This window comes from Bacillus sp. AR13-1, from assembly GCF_008042285.1.
GTDB classification, from domain to species: Bacteria; Bacillota; Bacilli; order Bacillales; family Bacillaceae_G; genus Bacillus_A; species Bacillus_A mycoides.
Map to the genome: position 1 here is coordinate 63,261 of NZ_QNUA01000035.1, position 22,963 is coordinate 86,223.

23 protein-coding genes and 1 other annotated feature are annotated in these 22,963 nt (G+C 37.3%); of the genes, 1 reads left to right on the plus strand and 22 read right to left on the minus strand.

Annotated features, from left to right (window positions below):
• Positions 1-127: 127 nt before the first annotated feature.
• The 10 genes from DN408_RS22670 to DN408_RS22715 all read right to left on the minus strand — a co-directional run bounded on the left by DN408_RS22670 (position 128) and on the right by DN408_RS22715 (position 10,143).
• Entirely contained in the window at positions 128-523 is a 396-nt protein-coding gene (locus DN408_RS22670) for an ankyrin repeat domain-containing protein (RefSeq protein WP_078177919.1), read from the minus strand.
• Entirely contained in the window at positions 490-1,308 is an 819-nt protein-coding gene (locus DN408_RS22675) for an ABC transporter ATP-binding protein (RefSeq protein ID WP_002129193.1), read from the minus strand. Before DN408_RS22675 ends, DN408_RS22670 begins: the two co-directional genes overlap by 34 nt.
• Entirely contained in the window at positions 1,295-2,323 is a 1,029-nt protein-coding gene (locus DN408_RS22680; protein WP_078177920.1) for a FecCD family ABC transporter permease, read from the minus strand. The genes DN408_RS22675 and DN408_RS22680 overlap by 14 nt, the downstream gene beginning before the upstream one ends.
• A gap of 5 nt (positions 2,324-2,328) precedes the next feature.
• Positions 2,329-3,276 carry an ABC transporter substrate-binding protein gene (locus tag DN408_RS22685; protein WP_078177921.1) on the minus strand — a complete coding sequence of 316 codons (948 nt, stop codon included), beginning with the start codon at positions 3,274-3,276 and terminating at the stop codon, positions 2,329-2,331.
• A gap of 147 nt (positions 3,277-3,423) precedes the next feature.
• Positions 3,424-3,660, minus strand: a complete 237-nt coding sequence (locus tag DN408_RS22690) for a YrhC family protein (protein WP_078177922.1) — start codon at positions 3,658-3,660, stop codon at positions 3,424-3,426.
• Positions 3,661-3,786: 126 nt separating this feature from the next.
• On the minus strand, positions 3,787-6,390 hold the full coding sequence (gene adhE, locus DN408_RS22695; protein ID WP_147740404.1) for a bifunctional acetaldehyde-CoA/alcohol dehydrogenase: 2,604 nt from the start codon (positions 6,388-6,390) through the stop codon (positions 3,787-3,789).
• Positions 6,391-6,651: 261 nt separating this feature from the next.
• On the minus strand, positions 6,652-7,785 hold the full coding sequence (locus tag DN408_RS22700) for a bifunctional cystathionine gamma-lyase/homocysteine desulfhydrase (RefSeq protein ID WP_002067265.1): 1,134 nt from the start codon (positions 7,783-7,785) through the stop codon (positions 6,652-6,654).
• Between the two features lie 3 nt (positions 7,786-7,788).
• The gene (locus tag DN408_RS22705) at positions 7,789-8,712 is read right to left on the minus strand and encodes an O-acetylserine dependent cystathionine beta-synthase (protein WP_002129198.1); all 924 of its coding nucleotides are present in this window, start codon (positions 8,710-8,712) and stop codon (positions 7,789-7,791) included.
• 82 nt (positions 8,713-8,794) lie between these two features.
• The gene (gene mtnN / locus DN408_RS22710; protein WP_002015266.1) at positions 8,795-9,490 is read right to left on the minus strand and encodes a 5'-methylthioadenosine/S-adenosylhomocysteine nucleosidase; all 696 of its coding nucleotides are present in this window, start codon (positions 9,488-9,490) and stop codon (positions 8,795-8,797) included.
• A 14-nt stretch (positions 9,491-9,504) separates the two neighbouring features.
• Positions 9,505-10,143, minus strand: coding sequence for a class I SAM-dependent DNA methyltransferase (locus DN408_RS22715; protein ID WP_002129200.1), 639 nt, complete (start codon positions 10,141-10,143; stop codon positions 9,505-9,507).
• 137 nt (positions 10,144-10,280) lie between these two features.
• Here DN408_RS22715 and DN408_RS22720 point away from each other — a divergent pair, with 137 nt between their 5' ends.
• The gene (locus tag DN408_RS22720; protein ID WP_002015268.1) at positions 10,281-10,496 is read left to right on the plus strand and encodes a YrzA family protein; all 216 of its coding nucleotides are present in this window, start codon (positions 10,281-10,283) and stop codon (positions 10,494-10,496) included.
• Positions 10,497-10,532: 36 nt separating this feature from the next.
• Here DN408_RS22720 and DN408_RS22725 read toward each other — a convergent pair whose 3' ends face one another.
• From DN408_RS22725 to alaS, 12 genes are all read right to left on the minus strand, one after another.
• Positions 10,533-11,183 carry a YrrS family protein gene (locus tag DN408_RS22725; RefSeq protein WP_002167642.1) on the minus strand — a complete coding sequence of 217 codons (651 nt, stop codon included), beginning with the start codon at positions 11,181-11,183 and terminating at the stop codon, positions 10,533-10,535.
• 116 nt (positions 11,184-11,299) lie between these two features.
• Positions 11,300-13,054 carry a peptidoglycan D,D-transpeptidase FtsI family protein gene (locus DN408_RS22730; protein ID WP_078177924.1) on the minus strand — a complete coding sequence of 585 codons (1,755 nt, stop codon included), beginning with the start codon at positions 13,052-13,054 and terminating at the stop codon, positions 11,300-11,302.
• 92 nt (positions 13,055-13,146) lie between these two features.
• Positions 13,147-13,623, minus strand: coding sequence for a transcription elongation factor GreA (greA, locus tag DN408_RS22735; protein WP_078213491.1), 477 nt, complete (start codon positions 13,621-13,623; stop codon positions 13,147-13,149).
• A gap of 276 nt (positions 13,624-13,899) precedes the next feature.
• Positions 13,900-14,538, minus strand: coding sequence for a uridine kinase (gene udk, locus DN408_RS22740; RefSeq protein ID WP_002015274.1), 639 nt, complete (start codon positions 14,536-14,538; stop codon positions 13,900-13,902).
• A 17-nt stretch (positions 14,539-14,555) separates the two neighbouring features.
• Positions 14,556-15,836, minus strand: a complete 1,281-nt coding sequence (locus DN408_RS22745) for a peptidase U32 family protein (protein ID WP_002015275.1) — start codon at positions 15,834-15,836, stop codon at positions 14,556-14,558.
• Between the two features lie 18 nt (positions 15,837-15,854).
• Positions 15,855-16,784, minus strand: a complete 930-nt coding sequence (locus tag DN408_RS22750) for a peptidase U32 family protein (RefSeq protein ID WP_078177925.1) — start codon at positions 16,782-16,784, stop codon at positions 15,855-15,857.
• A 7-nt stretch (positions 16,785-16,791) separates the two neighbouring features.
• Positions 16,792-17,433, minus strand: a complete 642-nt coding sequence (locus DN408_RS22755) for an O-methyltransferase (RefSeq protein ID WP_002129210.1) — start codon at positions 17,431-17,433, stop codon at positions 16,792-16,794.
• A 215-nt stretch (positions 17,434-17,648) separates the two neighbouring features.
• Positions 17,649-18,719, minus strand: coding sequence for an endolytic transglycosylase MltG (gene mltG / locus DN408_RS22760; RefSeq protein ID WP_002129212.1), 1,071 nt, complete (start codon positions 18,717-18,719; stop codon positions 17,649-17,651).
• Between the two features lie 241 nt (positions 18,720-18,960).
• Positions 18,961-19,239, minus strand: a complete 279-nt coding sequence (locus DN408_RS22765) for a DUF1292 domain-containing protein (protein WP_002034112.1) — start codon at positions 19,237-19,239, stop codon at positions 18,961-18,963.
• Between the two features lie 12 nt (positions 19,240-19,251).
• The gene (gene ruvX / locus DN408_RS22770; RefSeq protein WP_001221204.1) at positions 19,252-19,665 is read right to left on the minus strand and encodes a Holliday junction resolvase RuvX; all 414 of its coding nucleotides are present in this window, start codon (positions 19,663-19,665) and stop codon (positions 19,252-19,254) included.
• A gap of 3 nt (positions 19,666-19,668) precedes the next feature.
• On the minus strand, positions 19,669-19,935 hold the full coding sequence (locus tag DN408_RS22775; protein WP_000348591.1) for an IreB family regulatory phosphoprotein: 267 nt from the start codon (positions 19,933-19,935) through the stop codon (positions 19,669-19,671).
• 78 nt (positions 19,936-20,013) lie between these two features.
• Positions 20,014-22,656, minus strand: a complete 2,643-nt coding sequence (alaS, locus tag DN408_RS22780; protein WP_002015283.1) for an alanine--tRNA ligase — start codon at positions 22,654-22,656, stop codon at positions 20,014-20,016.
• Positions 22,657-22,697: 41 nt separating this feature from the next.
• Positions 22,698-22,916: a binding site (T-box leader), on the minus strand.
• Positions 22,917-22,963 lie beyond the last annotated feature (47 nt).

The window sequence follows — 22,963 nt, forward strand, 5'->3', positions numbered from 1 at the left end:
AAAGAAAACTACAATTGAGGGGGTGTAGGATTTTCAAATATACTAGATACTTATCCCGTTCTAACGGGCGGTAAACCTTCCAATCCTTTGAGTGGAAAGTTTACCGCACATAAGAACTTTGCGGTCATTAAGAAAGCACTGTTAAGTACTCAAATACACGCTGAGCTTTTTCTCCACCCATTCGTGCATGTTGAAGAAGAGAGATGCCATGTGGGCCAGATGCACGTAATGCTTCTGGTTGTGCTACTAAAATGGCTTGTACGACTTCAAGTTCACCCAGCATAGCTGCTGCAAAAATATCCATCCGAGCTCCCTTTTCCAGTAAATAAAGAGCAATATCTTTACGGCCTACATGGGCCGCTGCTCCTAAGGCACTTTCCCAATCTGAGCCACCCCAATTATAAGAAGCATGAAGTAAGCTCGATGATTCGGCCAAAAGCTCCTGTACTCTTTCTAGATCTCCGTGAGCTGCCATAACAAATTCCCTTACTAACTCAGTGGTAATACGCTCGTCTGTTTGCATCTCTCTTCTCCCTTTTCACAAATTCGTTTCGGTGTAAAAAATGGCTTGTCACTCCCTTGGAATATATCAACTTCAATTCCAAATACACGCTGAAACATTTGATGACATAGTACTTCTTCTGGTACGCCATCATACTGAATCTTCCCTTGTTTTAATACGAGTAAACGATCGCTATATTGAGCCGCTTGATTAATATCATGTAAAACCATTACAATCGTCATACCAAACTCTTCGTTTAATCGTTTAACAAGTTCCATTACTTCTAACTGATGGACGATATCTAAAAAGGTTGTTGGTTCATCTAATAGTAAGACATTTGTGCGTTGTGCAAGCGTCATTGCAATCCAAGCACGTTGCCTTTCTCCTCCTGATAAGGATTGTAAAAGACGATATTCATACCCTTCAAGCTTTGTAACAGACAATGCCCAATCAACAATTTCTTCATCTTCTTTATTTAAGCGACTACTCCATGATTTATGAGGACCTCTTCCGAACTCTATTAGTTCTTTCACTGTTAAATCTAATTGATGATCGTGCATTTGTGGTAACATCGCTAATTGCTTCGCTACATCTGCACTCTTCATCGTATAAATATTTTCCCCATCTAAAATGATGTCTCCTTCGCTTTGTTTAAGTAGCCGTGCTATTAAACGAAGCAAAGTAGATTTCCCCGATCCATTCGGGCCGATTAAACTAACGATTTCTCCAGCTTTAATATGTACATTCATATTTTGCATTTGAAATCTTTCAGAATGTGCGTAAAACACTTTGTTAACGGAAATCACGTTGTTTTCCTCCTCTATGGATTAAATATAAGAAGAACGGACCACCTAAGAAGGACAATAAAATACCAACAGGCAATTCGATTGGATCGAACCAACTTCGAGCTATCGCATCCGCAAAAACAAGTAATATCCCACCGCCAAGGCATGATAATGGCAGTAAATATTTATAGTCATTTCCAACTAATAAACGTAACATATGCGGTACAACAAGACCGACAAATCCAATAAGACCAGAAACACTAACTGCTATTCCAGCTAACATTGTACTTACTACTATTAAATAAAATCGACTTCTTTCCACGTTATACCCTAATAATTTTGCCATTTCATCCCCAAGCATTAATACTCGAATATGTTTAATACCGAAGAAAGCTAATATAATAGCGAATATCGCATAGTAAATAATCATATTTAAATGTGCCCAACTAACACCACCAATACCACCAGCTAACCACGGTAAAACTGATTGTACTTTGTCGCTATGTAATAACATTAGCGCTGAAGTCGCTGCACCAATTAATGCGTTTATTGAAACACCTACTAATACAATTCGTGAAGGTGGCGCCCCCTTTTGCCATGATAGTGCGTAAATGACCATTGCTGTAATAAAAGCTCCTAAAAACGCTCCTAGTGGTAAGAATGCCATATGTTGAGGAAATAAAATCATGATTATAATTGCTACAAGACCTGCTCCTGATGAAACTCCGATAATTCCAGGATCTGCAAGAGGATTTCTCATAACCCCTTGCAATAATGCTCCTGATGCAGCTAAACACGTTCCTACTATAAAACCAACGAGCACTCTCGGTATACGAAGATCCCATACAATTCGATGAACTGTCGAACCTTCATCTTGTATACCTTCTATAATGTCTCGTAAAGAAAAAGATAAGCTCCCTGCAAAAAGGCCATAAAAAAGACCTAGAACAGTTAATACGACTAAAGTAACTGTTATTATCCACCTTTTTCTCGCAAAAGGATGTTCCTTTTCTCTTAATATTTCACTACTCTCCATACTTATCATTTCCTTACATCTTGTATACTTTTATACATAAAGTCCATCGCTTCTGTAACTTTTGTCCCAGGATTTGATCCAAATAAATCTGGTGGTAAAATAACTACACGATTTTGTTTTACTGCATCTAAATTTTTCCATGCTTCATTTTTCATCATTTCGCCTTCAAATGCTTTTTTCACACTATTGGGATCTCCATGTGTAATTAAATAAATCACATCTGGATTTGCTTCAATAATACGTTCTACACTTAGCTGTGCATATTGCGGATACTCTTTCATTTCTGGAAAACTAGCTGCGATATTTTTCCCGCTTGTTTTTTCTAAAATATCCCCTGATAGAGATGTTGGTAATGCTGCTAAATAAGTGCCTGGTGCTCCATAAACTAGCAACGCTTTAACGTCACTCTTTTTCTCATATTTCTTCATTTGATCATTAATTTTTTTGTTAAGCTCTTTTGCTTTATCTTCTTTCTTCATTACTGTTCCATACATTTCAATACCCTTTTGAATATCTTTTACAGAGTTGGCTGAAGAAATGATTACTTTTGTTCCTTGTCCTTCGACCGTTGGAATGTTCTTTTGGAATCCATTGTTAGCAACAAGTACATCCGGTTTTAAACTAGCAATTTGCTCAAAATTCGGTTGATGTGCATTCCCGATTACTTGTGCTTTCTTTAATTCCTCTGGGAGAGTTAATTTTGTATCCGGACGACCTACTATTTTTCCACCTAAAGCATGAATAATATCCATGTCTCCCATACTCAACGTAGCAAAACTTTCAGGAACTTTATTGAATGTTATCTTTCTGTCTGAGAGATCGGTAATTTCGATTTTGTCTGTTCCTTTGTCTGTTTTTGTTGCGGATGCTTTTTCGTTTTCTTTTGCACTGCAACCTATTAATAAGAAAAAAATAGATAAGATCGCTGTGAACAGCGTAATAGATTTGTTCATTCTTTCACCTCTAATTGATAATAATAATCATTAACTACTATTCTACTTTAATTGATAAGGATTATCATTGTCAATATGAAACGCATACATTTTCTACAAAAATGAAAAAACGCTACAAAAAGATTTCTTCTTTTCGTAGCGCCCTATTTAACAATTTTCTTCATATTCGCTCTCCTCTAATTGATCACGCATCGTTCTAACACGCTTAAAGAAGAAAAAAGCAAGAACTAAAAATACAATAATATTCCCCATCATAACAAAAGACTGTACCATACTTTTTATTCCACTTGGAATTAATAAACCGATCATTAAAAATGTACTTATAGCTAAAAGTACTTGTGCAAACCGGGTATAATCTGCTATTTTTTCTTGTAATTCTTTCATCTGCTTATCACTCCCATCCTCACTTTATCACATTCTATCAAGCTTAAAGACAAGTAAATAGAACCAATCTGGGAGATGTTTTCCAAAGTAAAAAAGAGCCGCTTACTCGCGGCTCTTTTTTATCTATTATACGCCTTTATATGCTTCCATATAGATTTCTTTCAGCTCTGAAATGAGCGGTAATTTTGGATTAGCTGTTGTACATTGATCTTCAAAAGCTCTTTCTGCTAATAATCCAACAACTCCTTCAAATTGGTCTTTAGCAACTCCTTGTCCTGCAATACTCATATTTATATTTAAGCTTTTTCCAAGCTCAATAATTGCTTGGACAAGTGATTCCACACCTTCCGCTGTTGAGCTTGCTGGAAGCCCGAGCATTCTCGCAATATGTGCATAGCGTTCATCAGCCACAAAGTGCTCATATTTTGGGAACAATGCGTGTTTTCTTGGCTTAATAGCATTATAGCGAACTACGTGCGGCATAAGAATTGCATTCGCACGTCCATGCGGAATATGGAATTCCGGTCCAATTTTATGCGCTAAACTATGATTAATACCTAGGAAAGCATTTGCAAATGCCATCCCTGCGATTGCGGAAGCATTATGCATTTTTTCTCGTGCTTCTTCATCATTTCCATCTTTATATGCTCTCGGTAAATATTTAAATACGAGATCAATTGCTTTTAATGCTAAACCATCAGTATAGTCATTTGCCAGAACAGACACATACGCTTCAATTGCATGTGTTAATACGTCCATACCAGTATCTGCCGTCACATGAGGTGGTACTGTCATTACAAATTGCGGATCAACAATCGCTACATCTGGTGTTAATTCATAATCCGCAAGCGGGTATTTAATATTATTTTTCTTATCTGTAATAACCGCAAATGGCGTCACTTCTGATCCCGTCCCTGATGTTGTTGGAATGGCAACAAATTGTGCTTTACTTCCCAAGTTCGGATACTTACATGTACGTTTTCTTACATCTAAAAACTTCTGTTTTATTCCATAGAATGTCGTTTCTGGGTGCTCATAGAATAGCCACATCCCTTTTGCTGCATCCATAGCTGAACCGCCACCAAGCGCGATAATTACATCTGGTTTAAAGCTTTTCATCATGTCCGCACCTTTAAATACAGTTTCATCTGATGGATCTGGCTCAACTTCAAAGAAAACTTCAACTTTCACATCATTTGTATGCTTACGCAAATAGTGCGTAACTGTATCTACATAACCGTGCTCAACCATCCCTGGATCCGTTACAATAAATGCGCGGGAAATGTTAGGCATGTTTGCTAAATATGCTGTCGCATGTTTTTCAAAATAAATTTTGGGTGGTAATTTGAACCACTGCATATTCTTTTTTCTATTTGCCAACCTTTTTATATTTAATAAATGAGTCGCCGTTACGTTTTGGGAAACTGAGTTTTTCCCGTAGGAGCCACAACCAAGCGTAAGTGATGGAATAAATCCATTATATATATCACCAATTCCACCTTGTGATGAAGGTGCATTTACAATGAGACGGCAGGCTTTCATACGTAACCCAAATTGTTTTTGTACTTCTTTATTTGTAGAATGGATAACCGCTGAATGCCCTAGGCCACCAAGCTCTAACATTTCTTCGCAATATGTAAATCCTTCTTCTAATGAATTTGCTTTTACACAAGCTAACACTGGGCTCAGTTTCTCACGAGATAGTGGATACGCTGCTCCGATGCCTTTAATTTCAGCTACAAGCATTTTTGTATGTTCAGGTACAGTAATTCCTACTAATTCAGCAATATACTGTGCTGATTTCCCAACAATATCACTATTTACTGCACATGTATTTTCATTAATAACAAGCTTTTCTAATTTCTTTCTCTCTTCCTCTGTTACAAAATAACAATTATTTGCAATCATTTCTGCTTTAACATCATTATAGATTTCCTTATCTACAATGATGGCTTGTTCTGACGCACAAATCATACCGTTATCAAATGTTTTCGATAAAATCAAATCATTAACAGCACGTTTTACATGTGCCGATTTCTCTATATAACATGGTACATTACCTGGCCCTACACCTAGCGCCGGTTTACCAGTAGAATAAGCCGATTTCACCATACCAGCCCCTCCAGTTGCTAGAATGAGTGCGACACCATCATGGTTCATTAATTGTTTCGTTGCTTCCACAGAAGGTCTTTCAATCCATTGAATACAATGCTTTGGTGCACCAGCTTTCACTGCTGCATCATATACTGTTTTTGCCGCTGCAACGGAACAGTTTTGTGCAGAAGGATGAAATGCGAAAATAATTGGATTTCTCGTTTTTATCGCGATTAATGCTTTAAACATTGTTGTCGATGTTGGGTTCGTTACTGGCGTTACCCCAGCTACTACACCGACAGGTTCTGCGATTTCTATTATTTCTTCATGAGGATCTTCATGAATAATTCCTACCGTTTTATCTTTCTTTATACTATGCCAAATATATTCAGTGGCAAAAATATTTTTAATGCATTTATCTTCATATACGCCACGGCCCGTTTCTTCAACAGCCAACTTCGCAAGCGGCATATGTTGATCGACACCCGCAAGCGCCATTTCATGAACAATGTTGTCAATTTGCTCTTGTGTAAAACTTTCTAATGCTTGTAAAGCTTTTTGACCGTTATCTACTAACGTATCAATCATCTCTTTTACCTCTTGCATTTCATTTACAACTTTCTCTTTGACTACCATGTAAATTTCCTCCTATTCTGCTATTCTGGACTTTATAAGTCCCTATAGGTCATAAAAAGTCCCGATTAGCGAAAAAAAAATAGAGTTACCGTCCTACATGAATCTCATTGTTTGTGAAATATTTCACAAGTTTATTCGTGAATAACATTTCATGAATTCAATATACATGAAATCATTTCATTTGTGTATGTCTAATTTGTGAAATGTTTCACAAATTAATATAATAAAAATGCACTGCTCTACATTAGCAGTGCATTTTTATTATGCTAGCGCTTGTGCTAAATCTTCAATTAAATCTTCACCATCTTCAATTCCGACAGAGATACGAATTAATGTATCTGTAATTCCTAATTCTTTACGGCGATCTGCTGGGATTGATGCATGTGTCATTTGAGATGGTATAGAAATTAAACTTTCTACTGCTCCTAAGCTTTCAGCAAGTGTAAAGTATTGCAGTTTCTCAAGTACTTTATTCAACGTTTCCGCACTATCTACATCAAATGAGATGATAGCACCAAATCCATTTGCTTGTTCTGTTGCTAGTTCATGGTTTTGATGGGATTCAAGACCTGGATAATATACTTTATTTACTTTTGGATGGTTATTTAAAAACTCGGCAATCGCACGTGAATTCGTTTCATGTTCTTCCATACGAATTCCTAATGTTTTTAAACCACGAAGTAGTAAGAAGCTATCTTGTGGGCCAAGAATACCTCCTGTTGAGTTTTGTACAAAGTGAAGGTCTTCTGCTAATTGCGGGCTATTTACAACTACTAGGCCTGCAACTACGTCACTATGTCCTCCTAAATATTTCGTTGCACTATGAAGCACAATGTCTGCTCCTAAAGAAATTGGCGACTGCCAATATGGCGTCATGAATGTGTTATCAATAATTGTTAATAAATCTTTCTCTTTAGCAAGAGCAGATATTTTCTTAATATCAGTAATTTTTAGTAATGGGTTCGTTGGTGTTTCTACATAAATCGCTTTCGTATTTGGACGAATTGCTTCTACAACTTCCTCTAGGTTTGTTGTATCTACAAATGTATGCTCAATGCCGAAACGGTTTAGTACTTTTGTAATAACGCGATACGTACCGCCATAAACATCATCTGTTAAAATGACGTGATCTCCTTTTGAGAATAGCATAATAGTTGCTGTAATAGCTGCCATCCCTGAACCAAATGCAAATCCAGCATGACCATTTTCTAACACTGCAATCATTTCTTCTAAAGCTGCACGTGTTGGGTTGCCTGTACGTGAATATTCATATCCTTGATGCTTACCAACTGCTTCTTGTTTATACGTACTTGTTTGATAAATCGGTACGTTTACAGATCCAGTTGAAGGTTCTCCTATGCGAATACCATGAATTAATTTTGTCTTTGCTCTCATTTTTTATTCCCATCCTTTGTATATGTCTTTACTTAAATAGCGCTCACTACTATCAGGAAAAATCGTTACAATATTCGTACCTGGTGCTGCTTTCTCTGCCTCAAGTAAGCTTGCATGAAATGCCGCTCCTGAAGAGCTCCCAACGAGAAGGCCTTCTTTTTGCGCTAACTCTTTCACTCGTAAAAATGCATGTCGATCAGAAATTGTATGAATTTCATCAAAATAAGATGTTTTTAAAAATGGCGGGATGAATTCAAGACCAATCCCTTCTGTTTCATGTGAACCAGCTTTACCACCATTTAAAATAGATCCTTCTGGTTCTACAATAACCGTCTTAATATCAATGTTTTTCTCTTTTAAATAAGACGCAGTTCCCATAAACGTACCGCCAGTTCCTGCCCCTGCAACAAATATGTTAATTTCTCCATTCAATGCATCCCAAAGTTCAGGACCTAATGTTTTGAAATAAGCACGAGGGTTTGCTTCATTCGCAAACTGACTTGGAGAGTATGAATTCGGTATTTCATTTACTAATTCTTTTGCCTTTGCAATTGCGCCGGTCATTCCTTGCTCAGTCGGTGTATGCACGACCTTTGCACCTAGCGCTTTCATTATTTCTTGTTTTTCAATACTAAATTTCTCTGGTACACAAACAATAACGCGTAAATCATGTTCTAACGCTGCAAGTGCCAGTCCAATGCCGGTATTTCCAGCCGTCGGTTCAATAATTGTTCCGCCCTCTGCAACAAGCCCTTTTTCTAGCGCATCTTCAATTAATTCTCTTCCTAAACGATCCTTAACGCTTCCGCCTGGGTTGTAAAATTCAAGCTTTGCAAATAAACGGACTCCTTTCGGAAGTGAAAAACGAGTAATTTCTACGATTGGTGTATGGCCAATCAACTCATGAACTCCACGATATACATTCATCGTGTTCTCCCCCTTATTTGCCAATAAAGAAAAGGCAACTGTATGTATTTTCTTTATATGAGACAGTTGCCTTTTTGTTACATTACTTTAACTCTTCTAGTACTTTTACGATAAAGTTTGTAGAATGAAGAGCTGCTTGATCTAAAAATTGATCAAATGAAACATTTGATTCTTTACCAGCAATATCAGAAAGTGCACGAATAATAACAAACGGAACTTCATATTGGTGGCATACTTGCGCAACAGCTGCTGCTTCCATTTCTACTGCATAAAGGTCTTCAAATTTATCACGAATTGCTGCAACGCGGTTCGGATCACTCATAAATGAATCACCTGTTGCAATCATACCTTTTACAACTTGAATATTTTCTTCTGCCTGCATACATTTCTCAGCTAATGCAACTAATGCCTCATCAGCTTTAAATCCAGGTGGCATTCCTGGCACTTGACCATATTCGTAGTTAAATGCTGTTACATCTACGTCATGGTGACGAACTTCTGTTGAAATAACTACATCACCAACATTTAGAGAGTGATGGAATCCACCAGCTGAACCAGTATTAATTACTTTTTCAGGCTTATATTTTTCTAATAAAATTGTCGTTGACATCGCTGCATTTACTTTACCAATACCAGACTTTAGCAAGATTACTTCATGTCCTGCCAATAGCCCTTTCGTAAATTCACAACCTGCAACAGTTTCTGTTTCTGCTTGTTCTAGTTTGTCACGTAAAATACGTACTTCTTCTTCCATTGCTCCAATTACAGCAATTCTCAATCTAATCCCTCTTTCTATTGCTTAGTTGCCTCCATTACCCAAACGAAATGATTTAATCTCGTAAACGTTACGTGGAAGCCATTGTTTTCAAAAATAGATTGCATGATCGGAATACGTGTATAGTATTCTGTTTGCAAATCGTTTGCTAACTGATGAAAACCTCTTTGTTTTGCTACTTCGACAGTTTTATCATATGCATCTTGATCTGCAAATATCGTATCAGCAAACACTATTTTACCACCTTTGTTTAGCAATTGACTATACTTCGCAATTGCTACGTCTTTTTCTTCATCTATTAAATGATGAAATGCGTAAGTGCTCACAATAGTATCGATTGAATTTGGGACTTCAAATGAAAGAAAATCACCCTCTGTAATTGAAAAATCTTTTGGTAATTTCTCTTTTGCAATAGTACGCATTTCGCGTGACGGTTCTATACCGTAAACTGTGCGACCAGCAAGTAATAATTTATTTGTTAAATTGCCAGTACCAACACCAAATTCTAATACGTTGCCAAATGACTTGTTAACTACATCCTCTAAAATGTCCTCATAATGGGCGAAAACTTCTTTATATTGTATATCTTCGCCTTGTACAAATGAGTCGTACGTATGAGCCCATTCATCAAATAAACCATTAAATTCTGTTCCCATAAAAATTCCCCTTTTTCTTATCGGTTTTATCAGTATGATATTCTCTCTTTCTAAAAATGTCAATTGAAATGTACGTAGTATTTCCTTCTTTTCTTTGTTACACTATAGGTGATTATCATAGGAGAGGGGGCATCTTCGTGTCATTTACCTTTGAAATGTTAGAAGATAAAGTAGAATTTTTCGAGGCTGCAAACTTAGTTTCTCTAGAAAAAAAAATTAACGAACAAATTGATAATAATAAAGCACTTATGCTCGAAGTTCATCATATTTCTCACCAAATGATTATGGATCCTGAAAGCAAAAGACCTTATTATAGTGCGGTTGTTCATTTTAAATTAAAGAAATTACGCTAACTAAAAAAAGAGAGGCTCTTAAGAGCCTCTCTTTTTTTAGTTTAGAGTTTGAACGAGTACTGGTTTCCAGCCCTCATTTTCTACCCAATCAATATTCACATAATATTTTTTACCTGATTGTTTATCTTGTACGTTACCGTAAGCTTTATTCTTACCGTTATTTCCAATTCTATGGATAACTAATTGATTTACTGGAACGTCAATTGCAGCTGAAATCGCTTGATTCATCTCATTCCAATCTGCTGTACCTTTTTTAAACGTCATCGCAGGTGTTGCACCTTGCTCTGTACCTACTGGCTTCCAAGAAGATTTCGTATAAGCATCTGTTGCCTGTGACTGTGTTTTTTCAGCTGGTGCTTTCTCGTTAGCTTTCGCTTCTTCTTCAGCTTTTTTCTTTTCTTCCTCAGCCTTTTGCTTCTCTTCTTCTTCCTTCTTCTTAGCCTCTGTCTTATCTTGCTCATTCTTCTTCGGCTCTTCTTTACCTTTAGCTTTCTCAGCTTTATTCTCTTTTGTTGTTTGCTGAGCTACCTTTTTATCATTAGAAGACGCTTGCTCTTTTGTGTCAGGAACAAACAATTGATATGCTACAATAGCTACTGCTACTAATACAATAGCGATTGCAATATTTAAAACACCGTTTTGACGACGTTTTTGTTGTTTCTGTTGGAATCTAGATCCTCCTGCCATTCTTCAAACCTCCATGCAGTTTTTCATACTTGCTATTGTAACATTAAATCTAGAAAGGTTGAACATTTACAATAATATTTTCACGAAATGAAAACATTTCATAAATAATTGCAAGATTACTTTTCAATTTCTAATTGATGAATTGCCTCTACCATTTCTGCAAAAACTGGTGTGACTACATTTTCATTACTATCTGTTTCTATATCAACTACAACTAAAGCATATCTTGGGTTTTCATATGGAAAATAACCTGCAAACCAGCGATTCACCCTCTCTCCTTTTCCTGTTTGTGCCGTCCCAGATTTTCCAGCGACAGTTAGTGGCAACGAACGGAATGCGGTTCCCGTTCCTTTCTCCATCGTTACAACGGCTCTTAACAACTGTTGTAATTTTTTCATCGTTTCATAAGAAAGCTGTTTCCCATTTAATTTATGATTTTCAAATGTAAAAAAGTCGGTTCCATTTTTATACACTATTTTTTTCACAGCTTTCACTTCCATCTTCTCTCCACCTCTAGCAATTGTCGCCATCATATTCGCTATAGCTAGAGGTGACACACGTACATCTTTTTGTCCGACCATCGTTTGAGCAATCGCTTTTCTACTATCTTTATTTTCTTCGCTTCCCCACATAATAGCACTCTTTTCTTCTGGCAATTGCTCAAATTCTGGTGTATGAAATACCGAACCTTTCCAACCTACCTTCTCACGTGCTCCTAAGGCCTCTAAATACGTTTCTAACACTTCCCTATCCTTTTGCATTAGTTCACCACCTAATACGGCAAACGTTCGATTACAGCTTCTAGCAAAGCTTTCCTTAAAGTTTAATGACCCCATCATAACTTGTGGAAGATTTTCACCGTATAAATCCGTATTACAGTTAAATGTACGATTAAACCGCACCAAATTCTCATCAATTCCTGCTGCTGCAACTACTGTTTTAAAAACAGACCCCGGAAAATGAGGAATTAACATTTGATTTTCAAGTGTAGCTTTATATATCCTCCTATCATTCATCTGTAAAGAAGGCCTACTTACCATTGCTACAACTTCACTATTCTTTATGTCTAGTAATACTAACCCACCTTTTTTTATTCCGTTTTCATCTATAATCTTCTCTGCTCGTCGTTGCAACGTTTTATGTATTGTTGTTTGAATAGTAACTGGATAAAATGGATTTCCTGGTGAAGTGTATTTCGCCTGCTTCCCAAAAATCGGTTCTCCTTGTCGATCCACTTGATATAGTACTTTCGCTTCTCCATCAGTCAGTAAAAATTCATCAAATGATTGTTGTAATCCAGAAATACCAATTGGCGTTTGTTTCGAAGTTTTTTTCATTTCTCCATAACGCTTTTGAAATTCCTGTTCATTCTCTCCCACATCACCAATTAAATGATCTGCCTCTCCCATTTGCTTCAGTCGAACTTCTGCTGCTACAATACCTAAAATATCTAATTCATTTACCTTCTTCATCTGCTCGAGCGTTAATTGAAATGGGGTATTCTCCCTTCGTAATATAAATGCTTGATTCTTATTTTTCATTTGCAGTCTTATCTCTTGTCTCGACACACCAATGATATGCGCAATTTTCTCTAACATGTCATTTTTTATTTGTAAAAATGGAAAAACAATTAAGACTGGATATTTCTCTTCACCAATTTCCTTACCATTTCGATCTGTAAAATGCCCTCTTCCATTATCTACTGTAAGTGATTGTGTTCGTTGCGTAACACTTTTTTCAATCAGATTGATATTTCGGTCAGTAAATGATTCCGTATCTATAATCTGTATTTGGATTAAACGACAAAGTAATAAAAAAATCACACCCATAAAACAAATTAAAACAATTATAATTCTCCGTTTCATTTTCATAAAAAACACCTCGTCTATTGTAGTTTAGACGAGGTGTTTCACCTTTTATACAAATAAAAAATCACTCGTTTTTACACGAGTGATTTTTTACGTTATTTTACAGAGATAATCTCTACTTGCATTTCTCCACCTGGTGTTTGGATTGCTACCTTCTCACCAATTTGCTTACCTAATAAGCTTTTTGCGATTGGAGAATCGTTAGAAATTCTCCCTTCAAATGGATCGGCTTCTGCGCTACCTACGATTATGTACGCTTCTTCGTCTCCACCTGGTAACTCTTTAAATATTACTGTTTTACCTAATGTTACAACTGTAGACTCTTCACCATTGTCTTCAATGATAACCGCATTACGAATCATGTTTTCAAGTTGTGTAATACGTCCTTCTACGAATGCTTGCTCATCTTTCGCTGCATCGTACTCAGAGTTCTCAGAAAGATCTCCGAAGCTACGTGCGATCTTAATACGCTCTACAACTTCTTTACGTCTTACTGTTTTTAATTGTTCAACTTCGTTCTCTAGTTTTTGCTTACCCTCTTGCGTCATAGGGTATGTTTTTTCTGTTGCCATGTTTTCCACTCCTTTTATATACCAATCCCCCGAAAAAAAGAGGAGTTCCATATGAAAACTCCTCCGCTTATATAGCGGAGGTTTCTAGCACACGTAGCACTAGTGGAGTTGTCACATACAACCCCTTATTCTCCAATTCTTCCTTATATAAAGAAGGTATGTATGGAAAGTTGATATAAATATGCCCTCACCTATTGGTAGGTGAGGTTTCATGTTTCATTGTATTCGATAAGAAGGGAAAAAATCCCTTCCTATCGTATATCTTTTACTATGCTATTACAAATTTACTTTTTGTTCAAGAATTGTTGCAATTTTTGTAACCATAATATCAATTGCAACATGGTTTTGTCCACCTTCAGGGATAATAATATCCGCGAATTTCTTAGAAGGCTCAATAAATTGATTATGCATTGGACGTACAACGTTTACGTATTGGTCGATAACTGAATCCATTGTACGACCGCGCTCTTCAATATCGCGCTGCATGCGGCGTAAAATACGAAGGTCTGCATCTGTATCAACGAACACCTTAATATCCATTAACTCACAAAGACGTGGGTCTTCTAAAATAAGAATTCCTTCTAAAATGATTACATCTTTCGGCTCAACTGGAATAATTTTTTCTGAACGCGTATGCAATGTATAGTCATATATAGGCTTTTCCACTTGCTCATATGCAAGCAACTGCTGCAAATGGTCAATTAACAAATCATTATCAAACGCTAACGGATGATCGTAATTTGTTTTTAAACGTTCTTCCATTGGTAAATGGCTTTGATCTTTGTAATAATAATCTTGCTCCAAGATTAAAATGGAATGACCTTTAAAATGGTCAAAAATCGCTTTCGTTACACTTGTTTTTCCTGATCCTGAACCACCAGCGATTCCAATTACAACAGGCTTATTCGTCCCCATTCGACTACCACTCTTTCTTATTGAAGTATGTTTTTGCGCATCATATTATTCACATACACTGGTTGATCCACTTTGAATTTCACGATTTGCAACGGATGTCTCGCTGCATCTAATTCGTTTCCATCCTCATCCCAAATTTTCTCCACCGTCTGCGTAAAGTTTTCTATTTCTGGCCCAAAGAACTCCACTTCATGTCCTGGTTTGAAGTGATTACGTTGCTCAAGCGTTACGATGCCCGTTTCTTCATTATAATCTAACACTAAACCAGCAAAATCATACGTTGTTTTCTTACTATGATTTCCAAACATTTGCTCTTGATGTCCTGGAACCCCTTCAAAGAATGCAGGAGCTGTATCACGATTTGCACATTTATCAAGTTCATCTAACCATTCTTGTTTAAACTCAAAGTTATCCGGATCCGCACAATACGCATCAATTACTTTACGATATACAGTTGCTACAGTCGCTACGTAATGGATAGATTTCATACGTCCTTCAACTTTTAAGCTATCAATTCCAATTTCAATCATTTTCGGAATTGATAAGATTAAATTTAAATCTTTTGGGCTCATCGCAAAGTGAGCATCTTCTTCTTGGAATAGAGGAAGCTCTTTTGCATCTTTATGTTGTGATACCGTTTGAACTAAATCATAATCCCAGCGGCAAGATTGACAACAACCACCACGGTTAGAGTCACGCGCTGTCATATGGTTACTTAATGTACATCTCCCTGAATACGCGATACACATTGCACCATGGACGAATGCTTCAATTTCAACATCAACTTTTTCTTTAATTTCTTTCATTTCTTCATAGCTTGCTTCACGAGCTAATACAAGACGATGTAAACCTTCTTCTTTCCAATACTGTGCTGCTTTCCAGTTGGATAGTGATTGTTGTGTACTTAAATGCACCTCAACAGAAGGCGCCACACGTTTACATGTCTCAATAATAAGCGGATCGGCAACGATAATTCCCGTTACGCCAGCTTTTTCAATCCCTTTTAAATATTCCTCTAGCCCATCCATATTTTCATTATGTGCAAAAATATTTGTTGTTACGTATATTTTTGCTCCATATTTCTTTGCAAATTCAACGCCTTCTGCCATGTCTTCCAGCGTAAAGTTACCTGCATTAGAACGAAGACCAAATTCTTGTCCACCTAAATATACAGCATCTGCCCCATAATGGATAGCTACTTTTAATTTTTCTAAGTTACCCGCAGGGATTAACAGTTCAGGTTTTTTCACAATAACGCGTTTGCCATCGATCACTCGTGAAATTTCTTGTACAGTCATTTCCTACACCCTCCTCGTTTAGTAAACCGTTTCTTTAAAGAAGAATCCTGTATCTAACGGACGATTTACCGGTTGTATTTCTTCTATCTCTTTAAATAAATCATCTTTCACGTCATAATACGCATCACGATCTTCTACACATAAATCAATCGCCTTACGATATTTCTTCGTTACCTCAATAATGTACTCAGAACTTTTTAGGACACCGTCAATTTTTAAGCTATCGACTTCAGCATCGATTAGTTCCTCTAACTCATCGATGAAACAAATATCATTCGGACTCATAATGTGAGTACCATTTTCATCTTCATAAATTGGATATTTGTTATTACGTTCCGGGTCGTATAAGAACATATTCTCTTCATACTTTTTCTTTTCAATGTCGAGATTACGCCCTTGATACTCAAAGTAGTTTCCTACTAGTGAACGCTTCGATTGGAACATGCAAGTCATACCGTGAATTTGTACTTCAAGTTCCACTTCAGCATTTTCTTTTAATTCAGCAATTTCATCTAAGCTAAGCTCACGAGCTAATACAGCGCGTTTCGCTCCTCTTTGCCCCCAATAGTTACAAGTAAACCAGTTTGTTGCTGTCGTTTCTGTATTCCAGTGAAGTTGCATATTTGGTGCAACTTCACGAACAGCCATTAATACCGCTGGATCTCCGAAAACAATCGCATCTACATTTACCTCATTTAAAAAGGCAACATAGTCCGTTAATTCTTCTACTTTATCATTGTGGAACATCGCATTCATTGCAACGTATACTTTCACACCATTTTCATGCGCAATGTTTACAGCTTGTTTCACATCTTCACGTGAAAACTCTCCTGCCAAACGTAAACCAAACTTTTGTTCACCAACCATTACTGCATCTGCCCCTGCTTTCGCAAGAGGTTCAATATCCGCCACCGCTCTAGACGTTACTAACAATTCAGGTTTCTTCATACTTTTGTCACCCTCTCTTTTTACTTACAGCCACTCCATCGCCAATTGGGAAAATCGTTGTATCATATCCTTCATGATTCATAAGCCATTCATTGTACGTCTTAATACGACGAATCAAACCACGGGTACGTCTATTTTCAATTTTCTCTTTTGTCGTCACAAGACCATGGTACATAACGTTATCTGAAATAATAACGCCACCAGGATTTAATAACGGTTCGTATAAGTCAAAAAAGCGACGATACTGCCCTTTCGCTGCATCAATAAAAATAACATCAAATGTTCCATGTTCTTTCACTTGTTCGCCCGTTTCTAAAGCATCACCGTAAATAACAGAAATACGGTCTGTTACCGAGGAACATTCTATATATTCAAGTGCCTTTTCATATCGTTCACGATTGCGCTCTACTGTCACAATGCGAGAGTTCGGAATAGCTTGCATCATACGAATACTAGAATAACCGATTGCTGTTCCAAGTTCTAAAATACTTTCCGGTCCAATTAAACGTAAAAATTGCAGCATAAATTCCATTCCAAGTCGATCCATAATCGGCACATGGTTTTCAGTTGCATACTCTTCCATTTCAAGAATTAATTTATCTTTTGGATCAATAAATGATAATAGGTACTCGTTAACTGTATCCTCCATAATTGGTCCTCCTTATTTACATGGAGAAGTGCCTCTATGACGCGTCAACCTTTGTCTTTTCACACATAGAATGCAATAAAAATACAAGCCAGTTTCACCCTTAGCTTGTACGTCCCGTTTTGATATTAAAAACGATTCTTCTGCCAGTTTTTAACCCGATATATTTTACCACAAAAAAGAGGGATATGCGACCCTTTTCGCTATCCCTCCCCATTTCACTGTTTTTTCGTAATGTATTTTTGCTTTAATGCATTATGTTCTTCTAATGTTTTCGCATAATACACTTCACCACTTGGTGCAGCTAAGAAATAATAATAATCTGTTTGCGCAGGATCTAACGCTGCTTCCACTGAATGTTTACCAGAGTTTGCAATCGGTCCAACCGGCAACCCTTTCACAACATACGTATTGTACGGTGAGTTTACTTTCAAGTCTTCGTATAATACACGTTGTTTATGCTTTCCAAGCGCGTATAATACCGTCGGATCCGTTTGAAGCGGCATACCTTTCGCTAAACGATTATAGAAAACACTAGAGATTTTTTGGCGATCAGTAAAGCCAGTAGCCTCTTCTTCAATAAGTGAAGACAACGTGAGAAGTTGATGAACATCCCAGTTCTTCGCTTTCATTTTCGCCTCATTTTGAACAATAATTGCATTTGTTTTCTCAAGCATCGGGATTACAATTTCTTCTAATTTTGTATCCTTTTTATAGAAAGAATACGTTGCTGGATATAAGTATCCTTCTAGTGGATATTTAATGTTACTATCAAAAATTTTATCCGTTAATAGCTTCGGATACTTTTGCTGCATTTTTTGGATAAATGCTTTATCGTTTAATTGACGCACAACCTCATCTTTATTCCACTTTAATTCTGCCGCAATCACTTCAGCAATTTCAGTTACTTGCGCCCCTTCTTTAATCGTCACTTTATAAAGAGCCGGACGATGTACGTTGCCAGATGACATTTGTTCAATGACATCGTTGGCGCTCATCGAAGGATTTAATAAATATGTACCTGCTTGTAAGCTTTTCGACTTAAATTTCGTATAAAAACTAAAAACTGTACTGCTTTTCACAGCACCTTTTTCTTCTAAAATCTCACCGATTTTACTTGTAGATGACCCCTTTGGAATCTCTACCTCAATCTCTTTTTTATTTCCACTATCAACTGGCCCTAATGCAGATGAAATATACGCATAGACTGATCCACAAACTAAAAGCAGTGCGATAATCGAAATTAAAAAAATGCGTCTACGCTTCTTCTTCACTTGATTCTCTACCAAAATTCTTCCTCCTTATTCAATTGTAGACCGTATACACTTCCTCTATACAATGCCCTACAAACATAAAGCAAAACCAATCATTTCTAAATAATCGGTGACAGCTACTTATTTAAAGCCTTTTTTCATACAACCCGTCTTATTATACTATAAACAATTAAGTAGTTTCGACAAAAAATCTGTCATTTTGCATATGAATACAAAAAAGGCGAACTGTGTACACAGTTCGCCTTTTTATCCATTACTATTCTTCTTCTTGCTCATCAGCAAGAGTGTTAAACATTTCTTGTACCATTTCCCACTCTTCTTCAGATTCAATTGAAAGTAATGTTCCACCCTCTTCTTCACTTTGCTCATATGCCATTGCATCGAAGATTTGGTCTCCATCTTCGTCTACTTCACCGATTGGAGAGAAGACTACATAAGATTTTTTGCCGAATTTTTCAGCATCAAAAGTGAAAATAATTTCACATAAATGTTCGTTTCCTTTTTCGTCTACAATTGTAATTTGATTTTCTTCCATTTTGGTCACCTCTTATTTACTATCTAAAAATCCTTGTAAGATCACGACTGCAGCCATCTTATCGATTACCTGTTTTCGCTTCTTACGGCTCACATCAGCTGAAATGAGCAGACGTTCCGCTGCCATCGTCGACAAACGCTCGTCCCACATTACAACTTCTAATTGTAACAGATTTCGCAGGTTTTCTGCAAATTGCTGGCACGCTTCACCACGAGGGCCGATTGTACCATTCATATTTTTAGGTAAACCTACTACTATTTTGTCCACATTGTACTGTTTTACCAACTCAGAAATACGGTCAAAACCAAAGTGGCCTCGTTCTTCGTTAATCCTGATTGTTTCCAGCCCTTGTGCTGTCCAGCCCATTTCATCGCTCATTGCAACACCGACTGTTTTAGTACCAACATCTAAACCTAATATCCGCATAAACTACTCCTCACGATGATGTTTCAAGTAAGACTTCACAAGCTCTTCAATTATCTCATCACGTTCAAGCTTGCGAACGATGCTTCGTGCATCTTTATGGCGAGGTATGTATGCTGGATCTCCACTTAATAAATAACCGACGATTTGGTTAATCGGATTATAACCTTTTTCTTGAAGTGCATCATACACAGTTAAAAGTACATCATTTACATGGACACTCTGTTTTTCATCTTGAATGCTAAACTTCATTGTCTTATCAAAACCGTCCATTTCAAGCACCTCACTTGTAAGTAGTAAGTATAGGGAGAAGAACTTCTCCTCTCCCTACCATTGTACACTACTATCTCTTTATTTTGAAACAGATTTAACGTACTCTTGTACAAACGCTAAAGCTTCCTCTACTTGCGCTGGGTTTTTACCGCCTGCTTGTGCCATATCAGGACGGCCACCACCGCCGCCTCCACAACGAGAAGCTACTTCTTTCACAAGTTTACCCGCATGGTAACCTTGACTAATTAAATCTTTCGTTACGCCAGCTAAAATGTTTACCTTATCGTCATTTACAGACGCTAATACAACAACTGCAGACTCTAATTTATTTTTAAGGTCATCCATCATTGTACGTAAGTTGTTCATATCTGCAACATTTACTTTCGCCGCTAATACGTTCACGCCATCAACTGTCATTACTGAATCAGTTAAGTTTCCAGCTTCGATATTGCTTAATTTCGCAGCAAGAGATTCGTTTTCTTTTTGAAGTTGTTTTACTTCAGTAAATAAACCATCAACTCTTGTTAAAATATCTTTTGGATTTGTTTTCATTTTTCCTGCTGCTTCTTTTAATAAACCTACTTGATCGTTCATTAATTCGTATGCAGACTTACCAGTTACCGCCTCAATACGACGAGTTCCTGCACCGATACCAGACTCAGCAACGATTTTGAAAATACCGATAGAAGCTGTGTTATCAACGTGACAACCACCGCAAAGCTCTAAGCTGTAATCGCCTACTTGCACAACGCGTACAACATCACCGTATTTTTCACCGAATAATGCCATTGCGCCCATTTCTTTCGCTTCTTCGATTGCTTTTTGAGAAATCGCAACATCAATACTTTCCCAAATTTTTTCGTTTACGATACGCTCAATTTTTTCTAATTCATCAGCTTGTACTTGACCGAAGTGAGAGAAGTCAAAACGTAAACGTTCAGATGTTACAAGAGAACCAGCTTGGTTAACATGCGTTCCAAGTATATCTTTTAATGCTTGGTGCAGTAAGTGAGTTGCTGTATGGTTTTTCACAACGCTACTACGGTTTTTCGTATCGATAAGAGCTTTTACAGCCGCTTCTTTCGTTAATGTACCTTCTTCCACAACTACTTTGTGTAAGTTTTGACCATTTGGTGCTTTTTGTACGTCTTTTACAACAACTTTCACGCCGTCAGCAAGAAGGTAACCACGGTCTGCAATTTGCCCACCGCTCTCAGCGTAGAATGGCGTTACATCAAGCATTAATTGTCCTTCTTCACCTGCTTGTAAGCTATCTGTATACTCACCATTTTTCACAAGGGCAACAACGTTACTTTCTGTTGCAACTGTACCGTAACCAACGAATTCGCTCGCTACTTTAACTTCACCAAGTACACCGCCTTGAACTTGCATAGAATCAACGTCTTGACGAGCAGCACGTGCACGCTCACGTTGTTTCTCCATTTCATTTTCAAAGCCCGCTTGATCAACTGTCATACCAGCTTCTTCTGCATATTCTTCTGTTAATTCAATTGGGAAACCGTACGTGTCGTATAGGCGGAACGCATCTACGCCAGAAATAACAGTTGTTTTTTCTTCTTTCGCTTTTGCAATTACTTCAGCTAAAATTGATTCACCATCATGAAGTGTTTCATGGAAACGCTCTTCTTCATTCTTCACAACTTTTGCGATGAAATCTTTCTTTTCAAGTACTTCTGGATAGAAGTCTTTCATTACTTCTCCAACAACCGGTACTAATTCAAACATGAACGGACGGTTGATGTTTAATTTCTTAGAATAACGAACAGCACGGCGTAATAAACGACGTAATACATAACCACGGCCTTCGTTAGATGGAAGAGCACCGTCACCAACAGCGAATGTTACTGTACGGATATGGTCAGCAATTACTTTAAACGCCATATCTTTTTCTAAATCGCCATTACGATATTTCTCACCAGAAATTGATTCTGTTGCACCAATCATCGGCATGAATAGGTCTGTATCAAAGTTCGTAGGTACATCTTGAACGATAGATGTCATACGCTCTAGCCCCATTCCTGTATCGATGTTTTTCTTAGGAAGTGGCGTATATGAACCGTCTGGATTATGGTTAAATTGAGAGAATACAAGGTTCCATACTTCTAAGTAACGCTCGTTTTCTCCGCCCGGATATAATTCTGGGTCACTAAAGTCATTACCGTAAGATTCACCGCGGTCATAGAAAATTTCTGTATTCGGTCCACTTGGTCCTTCACCGATATCCCAGAAGTTTTCTTCTAAACGGATGATGCGTTCTTTTGGAACACCCATTTTCTCATTCCAAATTGTGAATGCTTCTTCATCTTCCGGATGAATTGTAACAGATAGTAATTCTTTATCGAATCCGATCCATTTGTCGCTCGTTAGAAATTCCCAAGCCCAAGTAATTGCTTCTTCTTTGAAGTAATCACCGATTGAGAAGTTCCCTAACATTTCAAAGAATGTATGGTGACGAGCCGTTTTCCCAACGTTTTCAATATCGTTTGTACGAATTGATTTTTGTGCATTTGTAATACGTGGATTTTGTGGGATTACACGACCATCAAAATATTTCTTTAATGTCGCTACACCACTATTAATCCATAACAGAGATGGATCTTCATGAGGAACTAGTGATGCACTTGGTTCTACTGCATGTCCTTTTTCTTGGAAAAAGTCTAAAAACATTTGACGAATTTGTGCGCCTGTTAGTTGTTTCATTGTATTTTCCTCCTTAAATATAAAAAACTCCCGCCCCTAATAAAAGGGACGAGAGTTAACTCGCGATACCACCCTAATTATGAATTGATTATTATAACAATCAATTCATCACCTCATGGTGCCGTAACGTGGCAAGACGGCAGTGATTAGCTGCTCTCAGGATTAGCTTTCTGTTACCCTTCATTTAAAGCTCCTTTCAGCCAGTGGAAGCTTCTCTCTACAAATGGACTGTAACGTACTTGTTCCGTCATTGATTTAATGTATTATATGACTAAATATAATAGAATTCTCTTAAGTTTGTCAATGT